The sequence below is a fragment of the Lentisphaera marina genome (genome assembly GCF_028745505.1).
Lineage (GTDB): Bacteria > Verrucomicrobiota > Lentisphaeria > Lentisphaerales > Lentisphaeraceae > Lentisphaera > Lentisphaera marina.
In genome coordinates, this window is record NZ_JAQZZL010000002.1 from 727,178 (window position 1) to 748,234 (window position 21,057).

Below are 21,057 nucleotides of genomic sequence, written 5' to 3' on the forward strand. Positions count from 1 at the left end.
GAGAAGTTTATTATCTATTCAAGCCGACTTTTTAAGTTAATACGGGCCTATTTTTCAAATTGAAGTTTTTTACTAATGACGCTGGTACTGATAAGGAAGATAAGTGAGCCGATTAAGCAGGCTATGAGTCCTCCGACTTGGTAGAGAATACCAGAGAGTAAAGTACCGAAGAGTCGCCCTATGGCATTCGCCATATAATAGAAGCCAACGCTCATAGCGGCTTTGTCTGAGTTTGAAAAAGATAAGATAAGGTAGGAGTGAAAGGAAGAGTTAAGTGCAAAGAAAAAACCGAATAGCATTAAGCCACCCACAAGCACAATGGACGTGTAGCCATAGCTGGCGGAGGCCACAATAATGAGGGCCATAGAAGCGCAAAGGGTCAGTGATAGTAAGAAAGCTTTATTATTATCACCGGCAGAACCATCGGCAGTTTTGAGGATTTTTGGGGCAGAAGATTGAACGGCACCATAGGCGATGACCCAAAGTGCGTGAAAGGTGCCCACCTGAGTGAAGGACCAATGAAGGTATTCGTGAAAGAAAACGGGTACAGCGACCACAAACCAAATATCTCGCGCACCAAAGAGGAAAACACGGGCAGCAGCCAAAAGATTGATTTTACGTCCTTGATTAAAGAAGTCCTTGAGGCGGTCTTTACTTTTTACTTGTCCAAGGTCGCCTTTTAATTTCCACAAGACCATTATTAAGATCACTGCGATTCCCGCAGCCATAATCAGTAAAGATTTGCTAAAGCCCCAGTTTTGTAAAAGGAAGGCACCAAAGAAGAAGCCCAATCCTTTAACGGCATTTTTTGACCCGGTTAAAACAGCGGTCCATTTGAAGAGCTTGGAGGAATCGTCTGGAACAAGGAATTTCACAGCAGTTTTTGAACTCATTTTGGTGAGGTCTTTTGCGACTCCCGCAAAAGCTTGTGCTCCCATGACAAAGGCCAAGGAGAGAGCGGGTTTCCAATTGTCACTTAATTGAGAAAGAGCTGATAGGGCAAAGACTTGTAAGCATAAACCACTAATCAAACTTTGACGTAAGCCTTTTCTTTGTGCATACCAACCGCCAAATAGGTTAGTTAAAACTCCGCAGAGTTCATAAAGCAAAAACATGAAAGCCAGTTCGACTGGAGAGAAGCCCTGGCTATGGAAGTATAAAAGACAGAGCATGCGCAGCGCACCATCTGTGAGCATGAAACTCCAGTAAGCGGCTGTGACAATGCAGTAATCTTTTATATTTTTCATGAGGATAAGCTTAAAGCGACTTTTCCACTTTATTGAGTAGGTCAACCATGCGGTTGATATAACCTATCTCATTATCGTACCAAGCTAGAATTTTCACTTGAGTTTCGTTGATGACCATTGTTGAGAGAGCATCGATTACCGAAGAACGCTTTTCGTCTTTGTAATCAACTGAAACGAGTGGTTTCTCTTCATAGCCTAAAATGCCTTTGAGGTAGCTTTCTGAAGCTTCTTTGAAAAACTGGTTGACTTCTTCTTTCGTGGTAGGGCGATTAAGTTCAAATACACAATCTGTCAAAGAGCCATTGAGAAGGGGAACGCGTACTGCCAAGCCATTGAGTTTGCCTTTAAGTTCTGGATAAATCACTGTTATAGCCGTAGCTGAACCAGTGGTGGTGGGAATTAAAGATTCTCCACAGGCACGAGCACGACGTAGATCTTTGTGCGGAGCATCAATAATAGTTTGAGTATTAGTGATGTCGTGAATAGTCGTCATACAACCGTGTTTGATACCGAACTTTTCATTAATAACTTTAACAACAGGAGCTAAGCAATTGGTCGTGCAAGAAGCAGCTGTCACAATATTTTGACTTCCATCATAGAGTTCATCATTAATACCATAAACAATATTGAGTGCCCCTTCTTCTTTGATGGGAGCTGAAACAACAACTTTTTTAACGCCCATGTCAAAGTAGGGCTGAAGGCTTGCGACTGTTTTGTGTACGCCAGTACACTCTAAAATGATATCTATTTGTTTGGCGGACCAATCATAGTCAGAAGGTGAACTCGCATTAGAAAAGCTAATTTCTTTACCATTGACAATGATCGAGTTTTCCGTGAAGCTGATATTACGATCCCAGCGACCATGAACAGAATCGAACTCGAGTAAGTGAGCGGCGCATTCGGCGTTGCCATGTAATTCATTGATGTGAACGATGTTGAGCTCATCACGATCAAAAGCTTCGCGAAAAGCAAGGCGACCCATACGACCAAAACCATTGATAGCTATTTTTGTAGACATAATATATTCCTTAATTGTTTTTGGGACTTTAGTCTTATCAGCTTATTATGAATAGTGCATTTAGTTAAAATCTGATTAAAACATACCTTTTTCTGAGTCTGGTGGTATGATTTATGAGCTTTACTAAAATCTATTCATTTCACTGATCTTCATTCAAAATACACTTATAAAAAGACTCTAAGAAGATGCTGTATGTTCAAATCAAAAAGTAGCAAAAAATGAAATTGAGATAAAGTTTCAGGATTGAATAATATTTCAGGTAGTATTACTCTTTTTGGATACAAAACATATGAAGACCAGGGAAAATCAATGAAAAAATTATTTATCTCCACACTCCTAGTAGCGACATTTATGTCCTGTAAGCAAGAAGAAGTAAAAGCACCTGTAGTTCCTGCTGAAGTAAAAGAATCAGTGGCACCATCTGTAGAAGATGCAAAAAAGCCTGTTCAGCACTTAAAGATTGCAGATATTAGCTCTATGGATAATGCTATAAAAGTTTTTAATGAAACAGTTGAGAAGCTTAAATCAAAAAACAAATTTGATGCAGCAGAACTTCACGATATTCATATGATCACCTACTCAACAGAAAAAGCTATTGCGTATTTTTCAGAAAACCTCACTGCTGAGCAGAAAGAAATTGCCAAAAAAGCTGCTGTTGTTTTAGAGGAAGTTCACCTCGCATCTGAAAGTAATAATAAAGAAGCTACGCAGAAAAATCTAACTGAGTTCTTAAGTTTAGCTGCTAAAATCGCGATAAACTTAAAATAGTTTTAGGCGTATCCATTTGTATAGCTCTTCTTAAGAAGGGCTTTATAAGTTATTTTACATATTGAATAAAAATTAAGACTTCTTTTTTGAAGTGATTTTCGAAATCATTATTACGAAGTGAAAGTCATAGTTTAGCACTAGCTTCTAAACTCACTTCATTAATTTAACGTTGGATACTATCAAGAATGTTTTGAGCAAAGGCTTTGGAGTTTTTGTTGGCCTGTGAATTAATGACGGCTTTGGCATCTTGCTCGGCAAGTGACCATTTCTCCTGGATCAGGTAGATTCGCGCTCTTCGCAAAAGTGCATTTATCATTAAATCTTTGTGTTTCAGACTACGAGTATAAAAATCAATTGCGAGCTCATAGTCCGCCTCTTGGTCGGCGACTTGTGCAATCGCCATGAGTGTGAGTCCACTATTAGCATTGTACTTGAGTGCCTCTTGATAGAGTTTAAGAGCTTCTTTGTTTTTACCTAAATTCATTTGGACTTGAGCGTAGACTTGGAAATAAGACTCTTTGTTATTGAATTCAATATCTCGGAGTTTAGCAAGAATATTTGCGGCCTCCGCAAATTTTTGAATATTCATCAAGGCATAGGCCTGTTTAAGTTTCGCACCGACTTCGAGTTCACCTGAAACTTGTCCAAAATACTTTGCAGCGGCCAAGTAATTTTCTTGCGAGTAATAGAGTCCCGCAAGATTTGATTTTTCTGAGTCATTGAGCTCAAAGAGTTGCTCGAATAAAATAAAGTTGGCTAAAGCCTCTTCCTGCTTGTCGAGTTGATTGAGGCAAGAAATGTAGGTGAGCCAAGTATTGCGATCTTGTGGTTTTTCTTCAATTATTTCTTTCGCAAGCAATTGTGCTTCTTGGTAGTTTTCCTGGTGCATGCGGATGTCGAGGAAATACTTTTTGAGCTGAGGGTTCTTTGGTTCAAAAAGGCGTACGTTTTCAAAGGCGAACCAAGCCGCTTGCCAGTTTTTTAGACTCATGTGGACATAGGCAAGGTTCTTCCAAGTACTTGCGTCGCCACTTCCTAGGCTAATGACTAAAGAGAGGTGTTTAAGTGCTTGTTCGTGTTTGTTTTGTTCCAAGTAGAGGAAAGCGAGGGCTTTGTGTGCACGAGTAAATTCGGGAAGCTTTTTTACGGCTTGAGAAAATTGAATGAGTGCTTTGCTTTGATCTTTTTTATCAAGGTAAATACTACCCTCGAGATAGTCAAAAATGGCTGAGCGTTGAGCATCCATATCCCCAAGTTCGACAAGAGCTTTGTCAGGGTCTTTGGAAATTAATGCAATGACTTCTTGGTATTGGTTTTTTTGCTCACGAGGAACCGTGGGCTCAAGTGCCAAGAGAGTGAAACTGAGGAAGTAGAGAAGGTACTTCATTATTTTAACCTAAAATCGTAATTTATAATTCTTTTTGAACTGACGGAGCGGCCATTTTTTGTGGCGGCTTTATAATTATCTGCAAGCAGAGCTTTAATGCAGGCTTTATCGAAAACCCCTCGGTGAGGGGATTTTAAAATCTTGTAGGTGGAAACTTGGCCATCTTTGGTGATTAAAACTTCTACACTCAGAGTTCCCGTTAGACCCCTTTGCATGGCGCGACGGGGATAGAGGGGTTGCACAAATTTGAGACGGCGCGCTTGTTGATCGACTTCATTAATTTCAAAAATGCCAGAGTAGTCGACAGCAGTCTCAGCACTAGCATTTGAACTTGCTTGTACAAGGGGAGGGCTAGCAGCTTCAATAGCAAAGTCAGTCTCAAAATTTTGACTTAAAGTCATTTTACTCAGTTGGACTTCGCTTGCAAAGGAAATCGGTGGCAAATCAACTTTCATGTTGATGGCTTTTACGGGCAGTGGCTTAGGCGGAGTCGGGACTTTTTTAAGTTCCTTTTTGACTTCCTTAGGATTATCTAATTTCTGATTTAACTTTTTGGCTTTTTTCTTTTTAGTGATTTGTGGGATTTCTCTAATCTTTATGTCTTTTTTGAGGACTTCGGGAGATTTGTTCATTAGGGGTAAGATAAGAAAAAAAGCAGAGCCAAACACGATCGCAAAGAGGCAGTTCATCCACGCTTGTTTATAAGATGACTTTGAGCTGCGGTAAATGAGGACTTCACTATTGTTGACCATTATTCAGTCTCCGTTGCGAGGCTGATTTTTTTGGCGCCAGCTAAACGACATTCATCCATGATATCGGCTAAGTCACCCACGTCGGCATCGATGTCGGCCATAATGACCACGGCTTGATCTTTTGAGTTAATTTTCTTTGCTACATAGGAGCGCAGGCTATTAAAGGAGATGTCACGGCCATCGGCACGTAGCTTGCCTTCTTTAGTAAGTGCAATCATAATATTTTCTTTGGCAACCTTGCCTGCAGATTGTTGTGAGGGACGTTCGATATCCATGCCTTTGTCTTTGGCAAAGACCGAAGTCACAATAAAGAAAATGAGTAGGATGAAAACCATATCAATGAGTGGGGTCATGTCGACGTTTTGAGTGTCGTCATCCATTTTGAGTCTGGAGTAAAGGCGCTTCATGCTTTGACCTCATCAGTGCTGTCGCCCAATTTAGCTATGTGGTATATGAGGCGTTCCAATTCCATGGACAAACGCAAAAACTTTCGTTTGAGGTAAGCAGAAGCAAAAACACCAGGCAAAGCAATCAGCAAGCCAAGTTGCGTTGTTAGCAAAGCCTTCGAGATTCCTTGGGAGACTAAGGTGATATCACCAGATTGGCTGAGGGCTGCAAAGGTTTGGATCATGCCTGCCACAGTTCCAAGTAAACCGAGTAGGGGCGCGGATTTGACTAGGGAATTGAGGACTCCAAATTCTTTGTGAATACTTGTGACCTCAGTGATACTCGCTTCTTCATAGCGTTCTTTGAGGGTAATTTTACGATGGTCTTTACTTGCGAGCACGTAATTGATAATATGTGGAACGACGCCTTTTTTATTACAAAGCCAAGTACGGATATCGTGTTTGCTTTTACCATCCAATAATAAGTGAGTAATGTCTTTACTCAGTTTACTCGTATTAAACCAAGTGCGTGTGAGCTTTTGGTGAAGCTTCAGTAGGTAGATCCAAGAAACAAAAGACAAAAACCACAGGGCTAAGGCAAACCAACCGGCCTCAGACCACATGTCTATAACTGTTTGCCAGTAAGTCATTATGCGCGGAGACCATTGATGAAGCTAAGACTAGCTTTTTCAAGATTGGAAACAATGCTGCGTAAGCGACGGTTGAGCAGGGAATAAGTAATGAGAGTAGGGATGGCAACGATAAGTCCAACTTCAGTCGTTACTAATGCTTCAGAAATTCCTAGGGAAAGTTGATTAGTATCGGCAGTGCCGTAGATGCCAATCATTTCAAAAGTTTTAATAATGCCCATCACTGTGCCGAGTAATCCCATAAGAGGAGCTGCACCTGCAGAAACTGATAAGATATGCATGAGGCGGTCGAGGCGTGGAAGTTCGCTAAGAATAGTTTCGTTGAGTAATTCTTCGAGGTCTTCACGGGGAGCGTCTTTGTATTTAAGTGCTTCGGAAAGCAAGGCGCGAATGGGTTTTTTAAGTGTGCTCACGTAGGCTTCGGCTTCTTCTTTCTTACCCTCTTTCAGTAGTATGATCAACTTGATGACTTTGTCGTCATACTGACTGCGGATACTGAAGAGTTGAACGAATTTATAGAGGGCAATAAGAATACAGATAGCGCCGAGAAGCAGTAGGGGGTAGACCATGATACCACCAGCTTTAAGGTGATCCTGGATTGTTTTCTTTTTGGCAGAGTCTTTGAAAACTAAGCCATTACTAAAATCCAAATTTAAAGAACAAGTTCCATTTTGGGCAAAATCATCAAAAGCGTGCTTAGATGATTCAATGGCAGTTATTTGCGGATAGATGGAGTCGCTCTTGTGTGTACCAATGCCACTGAGCTGATCTAAACGGTAGTAATTTTTAGCGCGTCCAATGGCCAAAACTTCAGCTTCTTTAATAAGGCCTTTATCATCAGCAACTTTGGCTTTGCTTAAATGAATCTCAAAACCTTTCGACATAATTGACTGACTTAGTTCAAGACTTTGAACGAGAGCTTCTTGGAATGATTTTTTCTCGAGTGACTGATCCCAGCTTTGAAGAGCTTCCTCGACTTCTTCGATTTCTCCCTGAGACAAAAGACTTTCGAATTGACGACGATTTTCTAAGAGGCCATCTTGGAAAAGTTCGGTCTCATTTTCGAGTTCTTCGATCGCCAAGATCGAATTGCTTAGTTCATCTTGCAAGGCTTTGATTTCTTCATCTAAACTTTGGACGGCCAAAGCGTTCAATTCATTTTTTGCCGCATCAATATCTGAGAGTAGAGTTTGGCGCTGAGAAAAAATATCTTCCTGTAGTGAACTTAGAGTTTTGTTGGCTTCTAAGTATTTGCTCTGTAATTGTTCAGAGGCTTTTTGTAAATCCACCGCATAAGTATTGCACAAGAATAAAACTAGAACGAGAATAACTTTTTTCATTATTTGTCTCCCAGTTTTAACTTCACGAGTTCAGGGCGACCATCACGGTTAAATTGTGCAAAGGCAGAATCAATTTCAGTCAGCATGTTTAAATCAGACTTTGCCGCCCATTTATTATTGGAAAAATTTAAAGTTCCACAGAGTGATTTGTCTTTGTTGATGAAGTAGCCCTGAGCGGTACCAATGTAAAGACAGGAGACTTGCCATTCTTTGCCGTCAATCATGTGTGTCTCAACAAGTAAATGAACTTTAGTTTGTAGCTCTAAGTAGCTTTGTGTGTAGACTTGAATATCTTCAAAACTTTGAATAAGTGCATGATCTTTACTCAGGGCTTCATGTTCACTTTCTAAAAGGTTTTGTAAAGCTTGGGGCAATTGTGGGTGCCATTTCTCAAGGAGTTCTTGCTTGTGCTTTTTTAGAGTTGCTTTGTACTGCTTAATATTTTTTTCTAAAAGAGCCTGTGTGTTTTTGGATTGAGCTAAACTTTCCTTGAGTTTTTTCACTAAGTCTTCTTTAGTGGATTTATCACTTTTAGCTGCAAGTGCTTGTTTCTTCAGAAGCTCGACTTGTAAGTTTAAAACTTGCTTTTCTTCTTTCCATTTAAGTTCTTCATTTTGAACTTGTAACTCAAGTTCATTTGTTTTTTTGATGAGTTCTAGCATGTCTTTTTGAGAGAGGTCTTTTGCAGTCAAAAGTAAACTGGGCAGACAAGCTAAAATAAGCCAAAGTTGTTTCATGTGAGTTCCGTATATAATCAGCTAATAAATTCCCGAGAATTTAGTCTAAAAAGAGGAATATTCTATACTAAATGAGATATATTCTCAATTTTAAAATCAGTCATGTTTTAAGGATAAAAAAAGGGAGACACGAAGTCTCCCTTTCAACACCATAAGATAAACAAACAAGTTCTAGAAGAACATTGATAAATCTATAATAGCCTGCTTAAAAAAGCTTACAAAATAAATTGAGATTTAATATCATTTATAAGCTAACTTATTTGATTTAGTGAAATTCATAGGACAAAAAAGTAGCGCCAGTAAAAATATTTTTACTGACGCTATCCCTAATAGGGCTTAATGAAGTTTAAGCTCACCATCCTTTAATTCGATATGGATGGATTTATCATCCTCGAGTTCGCCTGACAAGAGAGTTCGGGCAATCATAGTTTCCAATTGACGTTGGAGGTAACGTTTGAGGGGGCGAGCTCCGTAAACGGGGTCGTAGCCCTGTTCGCCAATAAAAGCTTTAGCTTCATCAGAAATACTCAAGTCGACTCCTTGATCCTTCAGTCGATGGCTGAGGTCTTGAGTCAAGAGAGAAACGATTTTGAGGATCTCAGATTTCTGCAATTGCTTGAAGAGCACGATCTCATCAATTCGGTTAAGGAACTCGGGACGGAAGGAGGATCGAAGTTGAGTCATCACTTCATTGCGCGCTTCTTTATCTTGTGCTTCATCTTCACCTTGGATTTTCAGCAAATGCTCAGAGCCAATATTTGATGTTAGGATAATGACGGTATTGCGGAAGTCTACAGTACGTCCACGTGAGTCAGTTAAGCGGCCATCATCGAGAAGCTGCAAGAGGATGTTAAAAACATCTGGGTGCGCTTTTTCAATCTCATCAAACAGCACGACAGAATAAGGCTTGCGACGAACGGCTTCTGTTAAGTAACCGCCTTCCTCATAACCAACGTAACCGGGAGGCGCCCCGACCAGGCGTGATACGGCATGTTTCTCCATGTATTCACTCATATCAATGCGAATGAGTTCTTCTGAATCAAAGAGTGAGTAGGCTAAAGTTTTTGCCAGTTCAGTTTTACCGACACCAGTAGGGCCGAGGAAAATAAAACTGCCAACAGGGCGTCGAGGGTCTTTGATACCAGCTCGAGCACGAATGACGGCATCGGCTACAGCTTGAACCGCTTCATCTTGCCCAATGACTTTTTCGTGAAGAGTTTCATCGAGCTTGAGTAGTTTTTGCTTTTCTCCTTCGACGAGACGCGTCACAGGTATGCCAGTCCAACGAGCGACGACATCGGCGATTTCGTCTTCTTCGACTCGTTCGTGGATAAGAGCATTTTCTTGAACTTTGGCGGCCGCTTCTTCGAGCTCTTTAATTTCAGCTTCGAGCTGAGGAATATCATTGTACTGAATTTGCGCGAGTCGTTCAAAGTCTTGACTATTCTGCACATTCTGAAACTCCGTGCGTAATTCATCTAGCTGTTCACGTTTATTGCTAACAGCTTGGATGGCCTCTTTTTCTTTTTGCCATTGAGCTCGCATGGAGGAAGAGCTTTCCTTGAGGTCGGCAAGTTCTTTACGAAGTTGAACAAGACGTTCTTTAGAAGCGCGATCTTTTTCTTTTTTGAGTGCGACTTCTTCAATCTCGAGGCGCATGATTCGTCGCGTGATTTCATCGAGTTCAGCGGGCATGGAATCAATCTCGGTACGAATAGAGGCACAGGCTTCGTCCATGAGGTCAATAGCTTTGTCCGGTAAAAAGCGGTCGGAAATATAACGATCGGAAAGCATCGCTGCGGCAACTAATGCGGTGTCCGCAATTTTGACCCCATGGTGAACTTCGAAACGTTCTTTGAGACCACGCAGGATAGAAATGGTATCTTCTACATTAGGAGCATCCACCATGACTGGTTGGAAACGGCGTTCAAGAGCAGCATCTTTTTCAATGTATTTGCGATGTTCGTCAAGGGTCGTTGCGCCAATACAGTAGAGTTCACCACGAGCTAGCATGGGTTTGAGCATGTTACCCGCATCTGAGGAACCCTCTGTTTTACCAGCTCCCACAATGGTGTGAATCTCATCGATGAAGAGAATGATGCGACCTTCAGCATTTTTGATTTCTTTGAGAACGGCTTTGAGTCTTTCTTCAAAGTCACCACGGAATTTAGCTCCAGCCATGAGTGCGGTCATGTCTAAAGAAAAAATTGTTTTATCTTTCAGCCCATCGGGGACATCGCCACGTACGATACGTTGTGCAAGTCCTTCGACAATGGCGGTTTTACCCACACCAGGTTCACCGATGAGAATGGGATTATTTTTTGTTTTACGAGAAAGAATTCGGACAATTGAGCGAATCTCTGTGTCGCGACCGATAACGGGATCTAATTTGCCACTGCGTGCTAATTCGACTAAGTCTGAGCCATATTTCTCTAGGGCTTCATAAGTATTTTCCGGATTGGGAGAATCGCATTTTTGTCCACCGCGAATGCTCATGCAGGCCTCACTTATTTTTTTATGATTGAGATTAAATTGTTTGAAGAGTTGACCAATATCGCTATTATTCCCTTCATGAGTAGAAGCAAGTAAGAAGTGTTCTGCGCTTAAGTAACTATCATCCATTTTCTTAGCTTCTTTTTCAGCTTTGCTGACAAAAGGTGTAAAGCGAGAAGAAAAGTAGACTTCGCTCGGCTGATCGAGTTTGCCTTTTGAATCGAGCGCTTTCTTTAGTTCTTGAATAAATTCCTGTGAAGAACTATCACAACGATCAATGATTCTAGCGCTCAAACTTCTTTCTTGATCAAGTAGGGCTAAAATAAAATGTTCAAGATCGAGTTGTTGATGATGCATTTCAGTCGCCAAATTTTTAGCTTCATTTAAAGCTTCACGGGACTTTTCGGTGAATTTGTTAATATCCATAATGTTATCCTTTTATTTAATTTGCCATTATAGAAAAGACTGAATGCCAGTGATCTTGTCTTGATCTTAAGGTTTTAATTATTAGTAGCTTATGTGATTTATGTTTAGCCTGTAGTTTTTTTGCTGTGTCACTTTGAGCAGTGCTGGCACAGAGTTTGGTAGCATTATGGCACTCCAAACTCTTGTGTTTAATGCTAGTTTTAGATAAGAGCTTTAGAAACGGTTTTCAATAACGACTTGCTCATAATCAAAACTACCAGGTCTCGGCCAAGCATCTTGAGTGCCTTTGCCTATGGCAATACACATGGTGATAATATGATCTTCGGGTAAATTGATGAGTTGAGCCACGGCATCAAAATCAAAGCCATCCATTGGGCATGAATCATAACCCATTTCTTTGGCAGCTAGCATGATGGTCTGAGCAGCAATACCACAGGAACGAAGTCCTTCGTCACGTTGAACAGAAGGCTTATCGCGATAATAACCGTCGATCGCGGGAACGAGGATGTCTTGCACAGCTTGCGGTGCACCCGTCCATAAAGCGGCGGGGTTTTTCTGCCAAGTTTGAGTGTCAGCACAAAGGACGATAAAAAGTGATGAGTCGGTAACTTGTGCTTGATCCCATGCGACTGCACGGATTTCTTTGCGGAGTTCTGGATCATTAACGTTAACAAAACGCCAATGTTGTAAGTTAAAAGCAGAGGGAGATAGACGAGCGAGCTCAAAGATTTGTTTAATTTCTTCATCGCTCATTTTGTGATTAGGATCGTAGTGTTTAACGGAACGGCGACTGCGGATAGCTTCGAGTGTATTCATAATAATCTCCTTTTTTTATAGACAGAGAGAAAGTATGTGGATAGGCTTTATAAATCAAATTTATGAGCGCTGGATTGAGCTTATTTTTTGAAGATTATATAAATGAAAAATGGAGTTCCAATGAGTGCGGTCATAATACCGATGGGGAGCTCTCCTTGTTTGGGGAGTACGCGACAGAGTAAATCACAGAAACAGAGGAAAGAGGCACCTAGGAAAAGACTTTGCCAAAAGAGCTTCTTGTGACTCGGACCATAAATTCTCCGTCCGATGTGTGGAACAACAAGGCCTACAAAACCGATGGGGCCACAAAGAGAAACTAAGCCTGCGCACATCAATGAGACAGCTAAGAAAATACGACCTTGGCATTTGCGTACTTGAACTCCGCGACTGGCGGCTAATTGTTCACAAGTAAAGAGCAAGTCGAGCTCATTACGCAATGAATAAATGATAAACATGGCGGGTAAAACAAGGGGGGCAATATACAGCAAAGGTTTGTAGCCGACGATTTGCATGCCACCCATCATCCAGTAAACCAAGCTCGTTATATCGTCGGGATTGGCCATGTATTGAATGAAAAGAATAAGGCTATTAAAGACAAAAGAAATAGCTACGCCTGCAAGTAGGAGGTCACCGATGGGAGCTCTAGGGCGTAACCGATGGAAAAGTAAGATGAATGCAATAGCAATGAGGCTACCCAAGAAAGCGGCTAAAGAGTAGAAGACGGAGCTATTATCATTAATGATCTGAATTTCGACCATAGTCATGATGGCGACACCCAATGCAGCGCCACCAGAGACCCCTAGAGTAAATGGACTCGCAAGTTCATTGCGAAAAAGTGCCTGAAAGGACATGCCACCGATAGCCAGCCCTGCACCACAGACCCAGCATAGTAAAATGCGAGGTACGCGAAACTGCCAAAATATAAAGTGCTGCTGGTGACCGGGGTCAAAAATATTAGCTAGCTCAATCTCGCTAAACCCATATAAAGGGCACAGAATAAGTGCCACAAGGCTAAGGAGAAAGGGAAGCTTATTTTTCATGAGAGGCTTTTTGTAAAATTTGACTAAAATCGTTCATGCTTCGAGAGATTTTAGGTCCGGGAATCATGATGTGGGAATTGCCAATAAAAAAGATTTTCTTCTCGCGAACAGCGCTCAGGGTGGGGACTTGTTGCCAGGCTTTTATTTCTTGTACTTGTTGTTCTTCGCTAAGTTCCCTAGGGGTGAGAATAATAATTAAATCGGGATTAGATAAAATGAGTTCTTCGGCGGGGATTTGGTAAAAGCATTTTTCATTTTGAACTGCAGATGGAGAATTGAGGCCTGCTAGTATTTCGCCATAAAAACTTTTGTTACTCGCTACCCAAGGAGCAAGCTTACCTGGGGTGGTACTGAGTCTAGAAATGAGGACTAATGATTTTTGTGACTTACCTTGATGGAGCTTTGCGAGCTCAGCAAAATTTTCTTTTGTTTGATCTACGAGTTTTTGAGCAGCTTCATCAGCTCCACAGAGTTCGCCGATTTTAATGTAGGATTGATAGATTTTCTCAAGAGAATCATTGTGGATGTTTAAGGTTTTGATTCCCGATTTATTCAGGTTGTTAATAGTTTTTTTATCACTGTGAAGAGTAATGACGAGATCTGGTTTTAAAACGACTAGGCCTTCAAGTGCGGGGTTCATACTGCCGACAAGAGTGATTTTTTTACCTGAAGGAGGGGTAGGGCAGTAATTAGTAATCCCCACTAATTTACTCTCGAGTCCAAGGGTATATAGGGTATCGGTAATTGAAGGAGCTAGCGAGATGATGCGCTGAACATTAACTGGTTTTTCAGCAAAGCAACTTAAAGCTAAAAATAGTGTTAAGCATATGAATTTATTCAGCGACATCATCATTTACCTTTCTTAGAATTCGTGAGTGATTACAAAGCCAGTAACAAAGTTACGATCTGGAGCTGTATATTCACTAGTGGCAGATGTGAATTCATTATATTCTTCATCAAATAGGTTGTTAATTCCACCATAAACCGAAAGCCAGTTCCATGTATAGGTAACTCTAGCGTCTACAGTTATGAAACTATCCTGTTTATCAGAACTGTTTGCATAATCGGATTCAGCGTATTGATCATCATTCCAATGAGCATTCATGTTGAGGTTCCAACTTTCAATGAAGTCCCAAGAAAAACCAAAATTGGCAAATTGCTCCGCTACACCAGGGATAGTGTTCCCGTCATTGGCGTTATTACTTGAACTATCCTTACCAAGTTCTGCGTCCATGTAGGTGTAGTTTGCATAAAGAGATAAGTTTTCAGTAAGTAAGTAGCTAGAACCAAGTTCAAAACCTACACGAGTTGTTTCACCATAAGATGTGTTTTGACCTGAGAAGATAATACCTGGTAGAGTTGTATCATAAAAAATTTCATTATCAGATTCTATATGAAATAGAGTTAAATCACCAGCCCATTTTTCGTTGAACTGATGCTGAATACCCGTTTGCCAAGTTTTAGAGATTTGAGGATCAAGGGCTTCGTCGAAAGCTAAGCCTCCGCCTTCATCGACACGCTGAGTTCTAAATGAACGATCGTAAGAGGCAAATATTTTACTGTTTGGAGCATAATTGTAGGTAAGTCCAGCACTGAAGGCATCAAGGTCATTCGTGTCGTAATTGTTACCATTATTAAGATTCATACGAACAGCTTCACGTCTATAACCCAAATCTAAAAATAAAGTTTCGTCTAAAAATGCACTTGTATTATAGATGTAAGCACCTGTTGAACGTCTGATTTTATCTGGGCCAAAATCTTCCATTTTACTATAACGATGGTCGAGGCCAACAATGAAAGTATTATTGATACCATTCCATTTCTCACGAATCGTAAGTTTTGGTGAGAGACTTAGGTCTTTTGATGTATAAGTGTCTGGAGATGGTCCCCATGCAGCAGGGTAGGTGTAATCAAATTCTGCTTCTCTATAGTTCATTTGAAGTTCGATATCGACATCGTTAGTGATCCACCATTTGGGTGTAATTGTTAAGTACTCTTCTTTTAAGTCCCCATAATAGCCGTCATATGAAGCGCTATCACGTTGGCCATTTCTTGGGCCGGGGATATCAAAGTGAGATTCGCTTTTTCCACCAGAAATAGCTAACTCTAGGTTCTCGAATTCAGTTGATAAAACACTGAAGCCCACTGTTTTTGTACGATAAGCACTATTGTCATGGTAGCCGTCGCTTTCAGTATAACTACTATCAATTGCATACTGTAGGTCCTCTGCAAAACCTTCTAAACTTGCACCTAATCTATAGTATTCGTATGAGCCGACTTCTGCATTTAAAGTAAGAGTGTTTGCTTTTTTACTTTCTTTTCTAGTTATTATGTTAATGACGCCACCAGTTGCATTGTCTCCATAGAGGACTGAACGACCGCCACGATAAACTTCTACTTTTTCAACACGATTAAGGGGGATAGTATCAAGATTCATACCACTTAGGTCAGGCATGTTTATTTTTCGACCATCAACTAAAACTAGAGTGTTAGCTGATGCAACTTCTCCAAAACCACGCACGTCAATACGGTATGAGCTTGGCGTGTTGAGTTTTTTCTTAACATCAACACCTGCTTCGTATTTCACGAGTTCAGCTACATTGCGAGCATTGCTTTGAGCAATTTTTTCTGGGCCAATGATAGTGACATTAGCAGCGAGTGTTTCGGGAGCTCTTTCATTACGACTTGCGGTAATGAAGTGAGTTTCATTTGGAAGGCTTTCTTGCGAGCTTTTGATCTCGTTTGGAGTTTCTTTTTCAGAAATTTCTTCTTTATTTGAAGGCTTTTGTGAATCTGAAAGATTGGCGTCCTGCGCAAAGAGGGCGCCGCCTAGAAATAGGCTTATAAAATAATGTTTGTAATTCATGTGTTATTTTGGTCTTGCTAAAAAAAATGTACGAATAACCAGCGTTATACGAAGGGGTAGAACGAGGCAGAACATTCGTGAACAATTTTTTTCTTTTGAGCTTTACCATTTTCAAGTCTTGTTTCGCGAAGACAATCATACCGAGGTGCTCTGACTTACCTTAATAAGGCTCACAGTGGCGCGTCCGTTCCCGAATTTCACGGGATTCCCCTGTTCATTTAAGCAGGAAAAGCTCAGGATGGGCGAATATTAGCGTCACAAGCCATTTAATCAAGTGAGTCTTAATTTTAGATTAAGTATTTTTTGCCTTGATCATCTTTGAGTACTTTGAATTGTTTATCAAAGACTTGTGAAAGAAAATGAGCATCTTCTAGAAGAGTGGGTTTATCATCAAAAATGAGTTCAGAGTTTTTTAAAATTAAAATTCTGTCGGCATAATTTAAGGCACTATTAATATCATGTGTAACCCATAGGTAAGTTAGCTCATGAGAAGTTCTAGTTTTGTGAATCAATTGACATAGTGAATCATGATGTGCAGGATCAAGCCCTGCAGTGACTTCATCCAATAAAATAATTGGACTGGCTTGATAGAGTGCCGATGCAAAGAGGCAGCGCTGCATCTCACCGCCACTAAGAGTGGAAATATCTTGTTGATCGATAGATTCTAATTCACAGGTCTTTAAAATTTCATCTAAACAAGGGATTTTTTGTTCCGCTGTATGTGAGTAAGAAGCTTGTTGGATGAATTCTTTAACAGAAAAAGCGGGTAGAGAAGATGATTTTTGCGGAACATAAGCAATCTCACTTGCTCGTTGGGTCTCATTCATTAAACTTATGTCTTTATTATTTATATATATAGACTCATGTTTAAGTTTGCTAAGCCCGCAAATTTGCTTTAGCAAAGTTGTTTTACCTGCACCATTTGGACCTAAAATACAAGTGATAGAATTTTTCTCTAAGTTGAAGTTAATATCTTTAAGTATGTTTTTGTTATCAATCGAATAGGACAAGTTTTTAACAGTCAGCATACTTATTTGATTTCATTTAAGAGATTGAGTAATTGAGTTTCGTTCGGATAATCTTGGAGAGCACGTTCAATTTCAGAATGTGCCTTATCGAAATTTGTAGCTAAGATATAAAGTTTAATCAATTTTATATTATTTTCTAAGTTGTCTTCTAAAATAATGAGTTTTTTACTGAGAAGAATAGCTCGTTCAAACTGGTCCTCTTGAACTAAATATTTGATATGATCATCAATATAGGGAACAATTTCTTTGCTCATACTTAAACGATTGCGTAATTTACGTTGCTGTGCTTTTTGTTTTAAGGTATAGAGGTTTCTTGAATCTGTTTGGATCAAGGCAGCTTCTTGATCTAATTGAGCAATTTTGAGTTTCGTGTTGATCTGAAAAATGAACACAATAATAGAAATCAGTAAAAGAGAAATGACTATGCCTAATCTTTGGTGTCGAATGAAGAGTAATTTAAGCAAGCGTACTTGGCTAGCGCCTTCAGCATCAGTTGCATAACCATTGATCCAGTTTTCCAAGTCATGTTTTAAATGACTTGCTTTTTGATAACGTTTTTCCGGATTTACTGCCATGGCTTTTTGAACCACAGATTCAAGAGAGCTAGGAACATTGAGATCTTTTTTCTTACTCAAAGACTTAACGCGTTTTGAGGCCGGAATAATATTGCCTTTGATTTTATCTTGAAAGATCTCTTTGAGCTTGGTGCTTGGGTGGGGGGCTTGAAGAGTTAATAATGCATACAGGATGCCTCCAAGTGCGTAAATATCAGCACGAGGATCAATCTCATAATCAAGACAAGTTTGTTCTGGAGCCATATAGATGGGGCTGCCAAGGATTTGACCATGAAAGGTAGAAGAGACGTTGACTTCACTATAAGCACTTAAGGTACGGATAAAAGAGTCGTCTAGTTCGGTGGGGAGTTTACTTCGCATCAGTTCTTTAGTTTCCATGAGATTGCAAACTTTAGATATGCCCCAATCCATGACAAAGACTTCACCATATTGCCCAATCATGATATTATCAGGCTTTAAATCCCGGTGCACAACATTTTTGGATGCCGCAAAACCGATAGCGTCACAGACTTTGATAAAGATATCAACTAGTCGTAGAAGAGGGTATTTCTTAACATAAGTCGTGTTGCCGTTTCTTAATTCGTTAATAATCTTTTCAAGGGTTTCCCCCTTGATCATCTTCATTACATAAAAGGGCTGTCCATTAGGAGCACGACTAAATTCGTATATGGGGACTATGGAAGGGTGATCGAGTTGAGAGGTGATTTGAGCTTCTTCGATAAAGCGACGTACAAGTTCATCTTCTTTATTGTTATCTTCAATCATCATTTTTAAGGCGACTGAACGTTGGCAATTGGTGTCAATGGCGTGGAATACATAAGCCATGCCACCTTTAGCAAGCATTTTTACAATTTTATATTTGTAGTCAGATTCGATGAGGCTCTTGGCGTCTACCAGAGCTTCTTCATTCGATTTTTCTATTTTTTTAAAATCTTCTTGCATTTTATCCCAATTATTATCCTACCCAATTTGTCCCTCAAATTATCGTATATTTTTTGTATGAAGTCAATCGTCTAAGCTTATTATAGCCATTTTTTTTATGTCTTTAAAAGAATTTTGTTTACTTTTGGTCGGGGTAGGATGCGAATATGGACTTGTTACTCCTTAGATTCAATGAGTTTCTAATATGCCAAAAAATGGAATTTACCCCAAAATAGATTACAAAAATGTAAATAATTGAACTGTTGTTTCTTGCTTTAGTTTTTTTTTGATTTTTTATATCTAGATAAAAATATAATATAAGCCATTGATTTTCAATTACTTAAGTTATATTTATTACACTTTATGTATCTTTTTATTTATATTTTACGTTTTTAGTGGGTTGTTGATTTTTCAATCTTTTTATGTATCTTCACTTCACCTAAACAAAAAATAACTACTTAGGAATCTAAGCTATGAATAAACTAATAATCAGCCTCTTATGTCTTATGACTTTGGGCGTTTTTTCCTCTCAAGCTGGTACGGAACTCGCGGTAAGCGGTGAAGGTATCACGTTAGAGAGTTTTAAGGGGAGTGTTAAAGCCTCTTGGGATGAACTAGAGACAAAAGAAGAAACTTCTGCATCAGTAGAAGGTAGCAAAACAGTTACCGATGATGGCATTAGCGAAACTTACACAGGTGTGATTACTTATACGATCGCAGCTGATGGTGAAGGTAGCTTAAGTTTTGAGTCAGACGACAAGTTCTGGACTTCAAACGTCTTCATGATGTTTTGTGCGGTTCTCGTATTCATCATGCACTTGGGCTTCTGTTGTTTAGAAGTTGGTTTTTCACGTGCGAAAAACTCGGTTAACATTATTTTCAAGAACTTCACAATTGTCGCGATTGCCACATTAATTTACGGAGCGATTGGTTTCAATATCATGTACCCAGGCGATTTTAGCATTGGTTCATTCTTCGGTTTTGCAGGTCCTGGTCTCGGCGGTACAGCTGGTGAAATGGGCATGACTTATAGCGATGGCTACACTTACTGGACTGACTTCCTTTTCCAAGCGATGTTTGCCGCTGCAACAGCTTCAATTGTTTCAGGTGCTGTATGTGAGCGTATCAAAATTAACTCTTTCCTTATTTTCTGCACAATTTTCGCAGGTGTAATTTACCCAATCATCGGCTCTTGGGGCTGGGGTGGTGGTTTCCTAGGTGACTGGGGTTTCCATGACCTTGCAGGTTCTGGTTTAGTTCACGCTACTGGTGGTGCAGGTGCTCTTGCAGGTGCAATTGTTCTCGGTCCACGTATCGGTAAATATGTCAATGGCAAAACTTTTGCTATCATGGGTCACAACATGCCCATCGCTGCTATTGGTGCTTTCCTTCTCTGGTTCGGATGGTTCGGTTTTAACGGCGGTTCACAACTTAATGGTGATCCAATGGGTACTTCTGGTATCATGGTTATGACTCTACTCGCTTCTACTGCAGGTGTTGTTGCAGCAATGATCCTTTCATGGATTCTTTCTGGTAAGCCTGACCTTTCTATGGTTCTCAATGGTGCTCTTGCAGGTCTAGTAGGTATCACTGCTGGTGCTGATGTTGTTAGTCCTTTATATGCTGTAATCATTGGTGCAGTTGCAGGTCTTCTCGTAGTTGTTGCTGTTATCGCACTCGACAAGCTTAAAATTGACGATCCCGTTGGTGCAGTCCCAGTTCACTTGGTTTGTGGTTCTTGGGGTGTTGTTGCAACAGGTATTTTTGGTACAGCTGAAGGTTGCACAGTACTCGGCCAGATTAAATCGATCCTCTGCATAGTAGTTTTCGCTTTTGTTTGTGCTTTTATCATCTTTACAATCATCAAAGTGACTATCGGTCTCCGTGTAAGTGAAGAAGAAGAACTCGAAGGTCTTGACCTTGGCGAACATGGTATGGAAGCTTATAGCGGTTTCCAAATCTTTACTAACCAGTAATTTAGGAGTATATAACAATGAAATTAATCGTAGCATATATTCAGCCACAAAAACTCAATGCAGTTAAACAGGCTTTGTATTCAAAAGAAATTTCTCGTATGTCAATTACCAATGCTCTTGGCGCTGGACAACAAGGCGGTTATACAGAGAATTACCGTGGAGTTGAAATTGAAGTAAACTTACGCAAGAAAGTAAGAATAGAAATTGCCGTTAATGATTCTTTTGTGGATTCCACTGTAGAAACTATTATCGAAGCTGCTCGCAGTGGTAAGATTGGTGACGGTAAAATCTTTATCTACCCCATCGAAGAATGCATCCGTATTCGTACCGGTGAGAAAGGTACAGATGCCATAGGCGGCTAAGTTTTAACTTAGTTTACTTTAAAAAGCCCTTAGCTTATGCTAGGGGCTTTTTTGGCTCTTCACGGAATTGAGTTAAAGGTGCTTTAATCTCTTTCCCCCAGATGCATAGAATAATATTAGCTATCAATATAATTTTTTAGCATGGTTTTGAGGAATTTGCAAAAATAGAGAGGCTGTTTGAGTAAATAGAAATTTCATAAATAAGTAAAAAATACAATATTTTAGATCTGTTTGAGGGAAAGATTTCTTCAGTACCACAAAGAATGCTT

General features: G+C 40.0%; 18 protein-coding genes and 1 riboswitch. Of the genes, 3 read left to right on the forward strand and 15 right to left on the reverse strand.

The window, feature by feature from the left end; all coding sequences use genetic code 11:
- Positions 1 to 47 precede the first annotated feature (47 nt).
- Complete coding sequence (gene arsJ / locus PQO01_RS14180; protein ID WP_274314746.1) at positions 48 to 1,247, reverse strand: organoarsenical effux MFS transporter ArsJ; 1,200 nt, start codon at positions 1,245 to 1,247, stop codon at positions 48 to 50.
- A gap of 10 nt (positions 1,248 to 1,257) precedes the next feature.
- Positions 1,258 to 2,265 (reverse strand): ArsJ-associated glyceraldehyde-3-phosphate dehydrogenase, encoded by a 1,008-nt coding sequence (locus PQO01_RS14185; RefSeq protein ID WP_274314747.1) that lies wholly within the window; start codon positions 2,263 to 2,265, stop codon positions 1,258 to 1,260.
- Positions 2,266 to 2,574: 309 nt separating this feature from the next.
- Here PQO01_RS14185 and PQO01_RS14190 point away from each other — a divergent pair, with 309 nt between their 5' ends.
- Positions 2,575 to 3,033 carry a DUF6746 family protein gene (locus tag PQO01_RS14190; RefSeq protein WP_274314748.1) on the forward strand — a complete coding sequence of 153 codons (459 nt, stop codon included), beginning with the start codon at positions 2,575 to 2,577 and terminating at the stop codon, positions 3,031 to 3,033.
- 163 nt (positions 3,034 to 3,196) lie between these two features.
- Here PQO01_RS14190 and PQO01_RS14195 read toward each other — a convergent pair whose 3' ends face one another.
- The 13 genes from PQO01_RS14195 to PQO01_RS14255 all read right to left on the reverse strand — a co-directional run bounded on the left by PQO01_RS14195 (position 3,197) and on the right by PQO01_RS14255 (position 18,471).
- Entirely contained in the window at positions 3,197 to 4,420 is a 1,224-nt protein-coding gene (locus PQO01_RS14195; RefSeq protein WP_274314749.1) for a tetratricopeptide repeat protein, read from the reverse strand.
- The gene (locus tag PQO01_RS14200; RefSeq protein WP_274314750.1) at positions 4,420 to 5,172 is read right to left on the reverse strand and encodes an energy transducer TonB; all 753 of its coding nucleotides are present in this window, start codon (positions 5,170 to 5,172) and stop codon (positions 4,420 to 4,422) included. The genes PQO01_RS14195 and PQO01_RS14200 overlap by 1 nt, the downstream gene beginning before the upstream one ends.
- A complete protein-coding gene (locus tag PQO01_RS14205; protein WP_274314751.1) occupies positions 5,172 to 5,579 on the reverse strand; it encodes an ExbD/TolR family protein in 408 nt (135 codons plus the stop codon). Before PQO01_RS14205 ends, PQO01_RS14200 begins: the two co-directional genes overlap by 1 nt.
- On the reverse strand, positions 5,576 to 6,208 hold the full coding sequence (locus tag PQO01_RS14210) for a MotA/TolQ/ExbB proton channel family protein (RefSeq protein WP_274314752.1): 633 nt from the start codon (positions 6,206 to 6,208) through the stop codon (positions 5,576 to 5,578). The genes PQO01_RS14205 and PQO01_RS14210 overlap by 4 nt, the downstream gene beginning before the upstream one ends.
- Complete coding sequence (locus PQO01_RS14215) at positions 6,208 to 7,548, reverse strand: MotA/TolQ/ExbB proton channel family protein (RefSeq protein WP_274314753.1); 1,341 nt, start codon at positions 7,546 to 7,548, stop codon at positions 6,208 to 6,210. Before PQO01_RS14215 ends, PQO01_RS14210 begins: the two co-directional genes overlap by 1 nt.
- Positions 7,548 to 8,285: a DUF3450 family protein gene (locus PQO01_RS14220; RefSeq protein ID WP_274314754.1), complete on the reverse strand. Its 738-nt coding sequence runs from the start codon at positions 8,283 to 8,285 to the stop codon at positions 7,548 to 7,550. The genes PQO01_RS14215 and PQO01_RS14220 overlap by 1 nt, the downstream gene beginning before the upstream one ends.
- Positions 8,286 to 8,621: 336 nt before the next feature.
- The gene (gene clpB, locus PQO01_RS14225; RefSeq protein WP_274314755.1) at positions 8,622 to 11,204 is read right to left on the reverse strand and encodes an ATP-dependent chaperone ClpB; all 2,583 of its coding nucleotides are present in this window, start codon (positions 11,202 to 11,204) and stop codon (positions 8,622 to 8,624) included.
- A 213-nt stretch (positions 11,205 to 11,417) separates the two neighbouring features.
- Positions 11,418 to 12,020 carry a nitroreductase family protein gene (locus PQO01_RS14230; protein ID WP_274314756.1) on the reverse strand — a complete coding sequence of 201 codons (603 nt, stop codon included), beginning with the start codon at positions 12,018 to 12,020 and terminating at the stop codon, positions 11,418 to 11,420.
- A gap of 80 nt (positions 12,021 to 12,100) precedes the next feature.
- Positions 12,101 to 13,060, reverse strand: a complete 960-nt coding sequence (locus PQO01_RS14235) for a FecCD family ABC transporter permease (RefSeq protein ID WP_274314757.1) — start codon at positions 13,058 to 13,060, stop codon at positions 12,101 to 12,103.
- Positions 13,050 to 13,907: an ABC transporter substrate-binding protein gene (locus tag PQO01_RS14240; RefSeq protein ID WP_274314758.1), complete on the reverse strand. Its 858-nt coding sequence runs from the start codon at positions 13,905 to 13,907 to the stop codon at positions 13,050 to 13,052. Before PQO01_RS14240 ends, PQO01_RS14235 begins: the two co-directional genes overlap by 11 nt.
- Before the next feature lie 15 nt (positions 13,908 to 13,922).
- On the reverse strand, positions 13,923 to 15,926 hold the full coding sequence (locus PQO01_RS14245; RefSeq protein ID WP_274314759.1) for a TonB-dependent receptor: 2,004 nt from the start codon (positions 15,924 to 15,926) through the stop codon (positions 13,923 to 13,925).
- Between the two features lie 124 nt (positions 15,927 to 16,050).
- A riboswitch (cobalamin riboswitch) is annotated at positions 16,051 to 16,180 on the reverse strand.
- A 33-nt stretch (positions 16,181 to 16,213) separates the two neighbouring features.
- Positions 16,214 to 16,954 carry an ABC transporter ATP-binding protein gene (locus tag PQO01_RS14250; protein WP_274314760.1) on the reverse strand — a complete coding sequence of 247 codons (741 nt, stop codon included), beginning with the start codon at positions 16,952 to 16,954 and terminating at the stop codon, positions 16,214 to 16,216.
- Between the two features lie 2 nt (positions 16,955 to 16,956).
- Complete coding sequence (locus PQO01_RS14255) at positions 16,957 to 18,471, reverse strand: serine/threonine-protein kinase (RefSeq protein ID WP_274314761.1); 1,515 nt, start codon at positions 18,469 to 18,471, stop codon at positions 16,957 to 16,959.
- 452 nt (positions 18,472 to 18,923) lie between these two features.
- On the opposite strand from PQO01_RS14255, the gene PQO01_RS14260 reads away from it, so the two are divergent.
- Both PQO01_RS14260 and PQO01_RS14265 read left to right on the forward strand, forming a co-directional pair.
- Positions 18,924 to 20,426, forward strand: coding sequence for an ammonium transporter (locus PQO01_RS14260; RefSeq protein WP_274314762.1), 1,503 nt, complete (start codon positions 18,924 to 18,926; stop codon positions 20,424 to 20,426).
- Between the two features lie 17 nt (positions 20,427 to 20,443).
- Entirely contained in the window at positions 20,444 to 20,788 is a 345-nt protein-coding gene (locus PQO01_RS14265; protein WP_274314763.1) for a P-II family nitrogen regulator, read from the forward strand.
- Positions 20,789 to 21,057 lie beyond the last annotated feature (269 nt).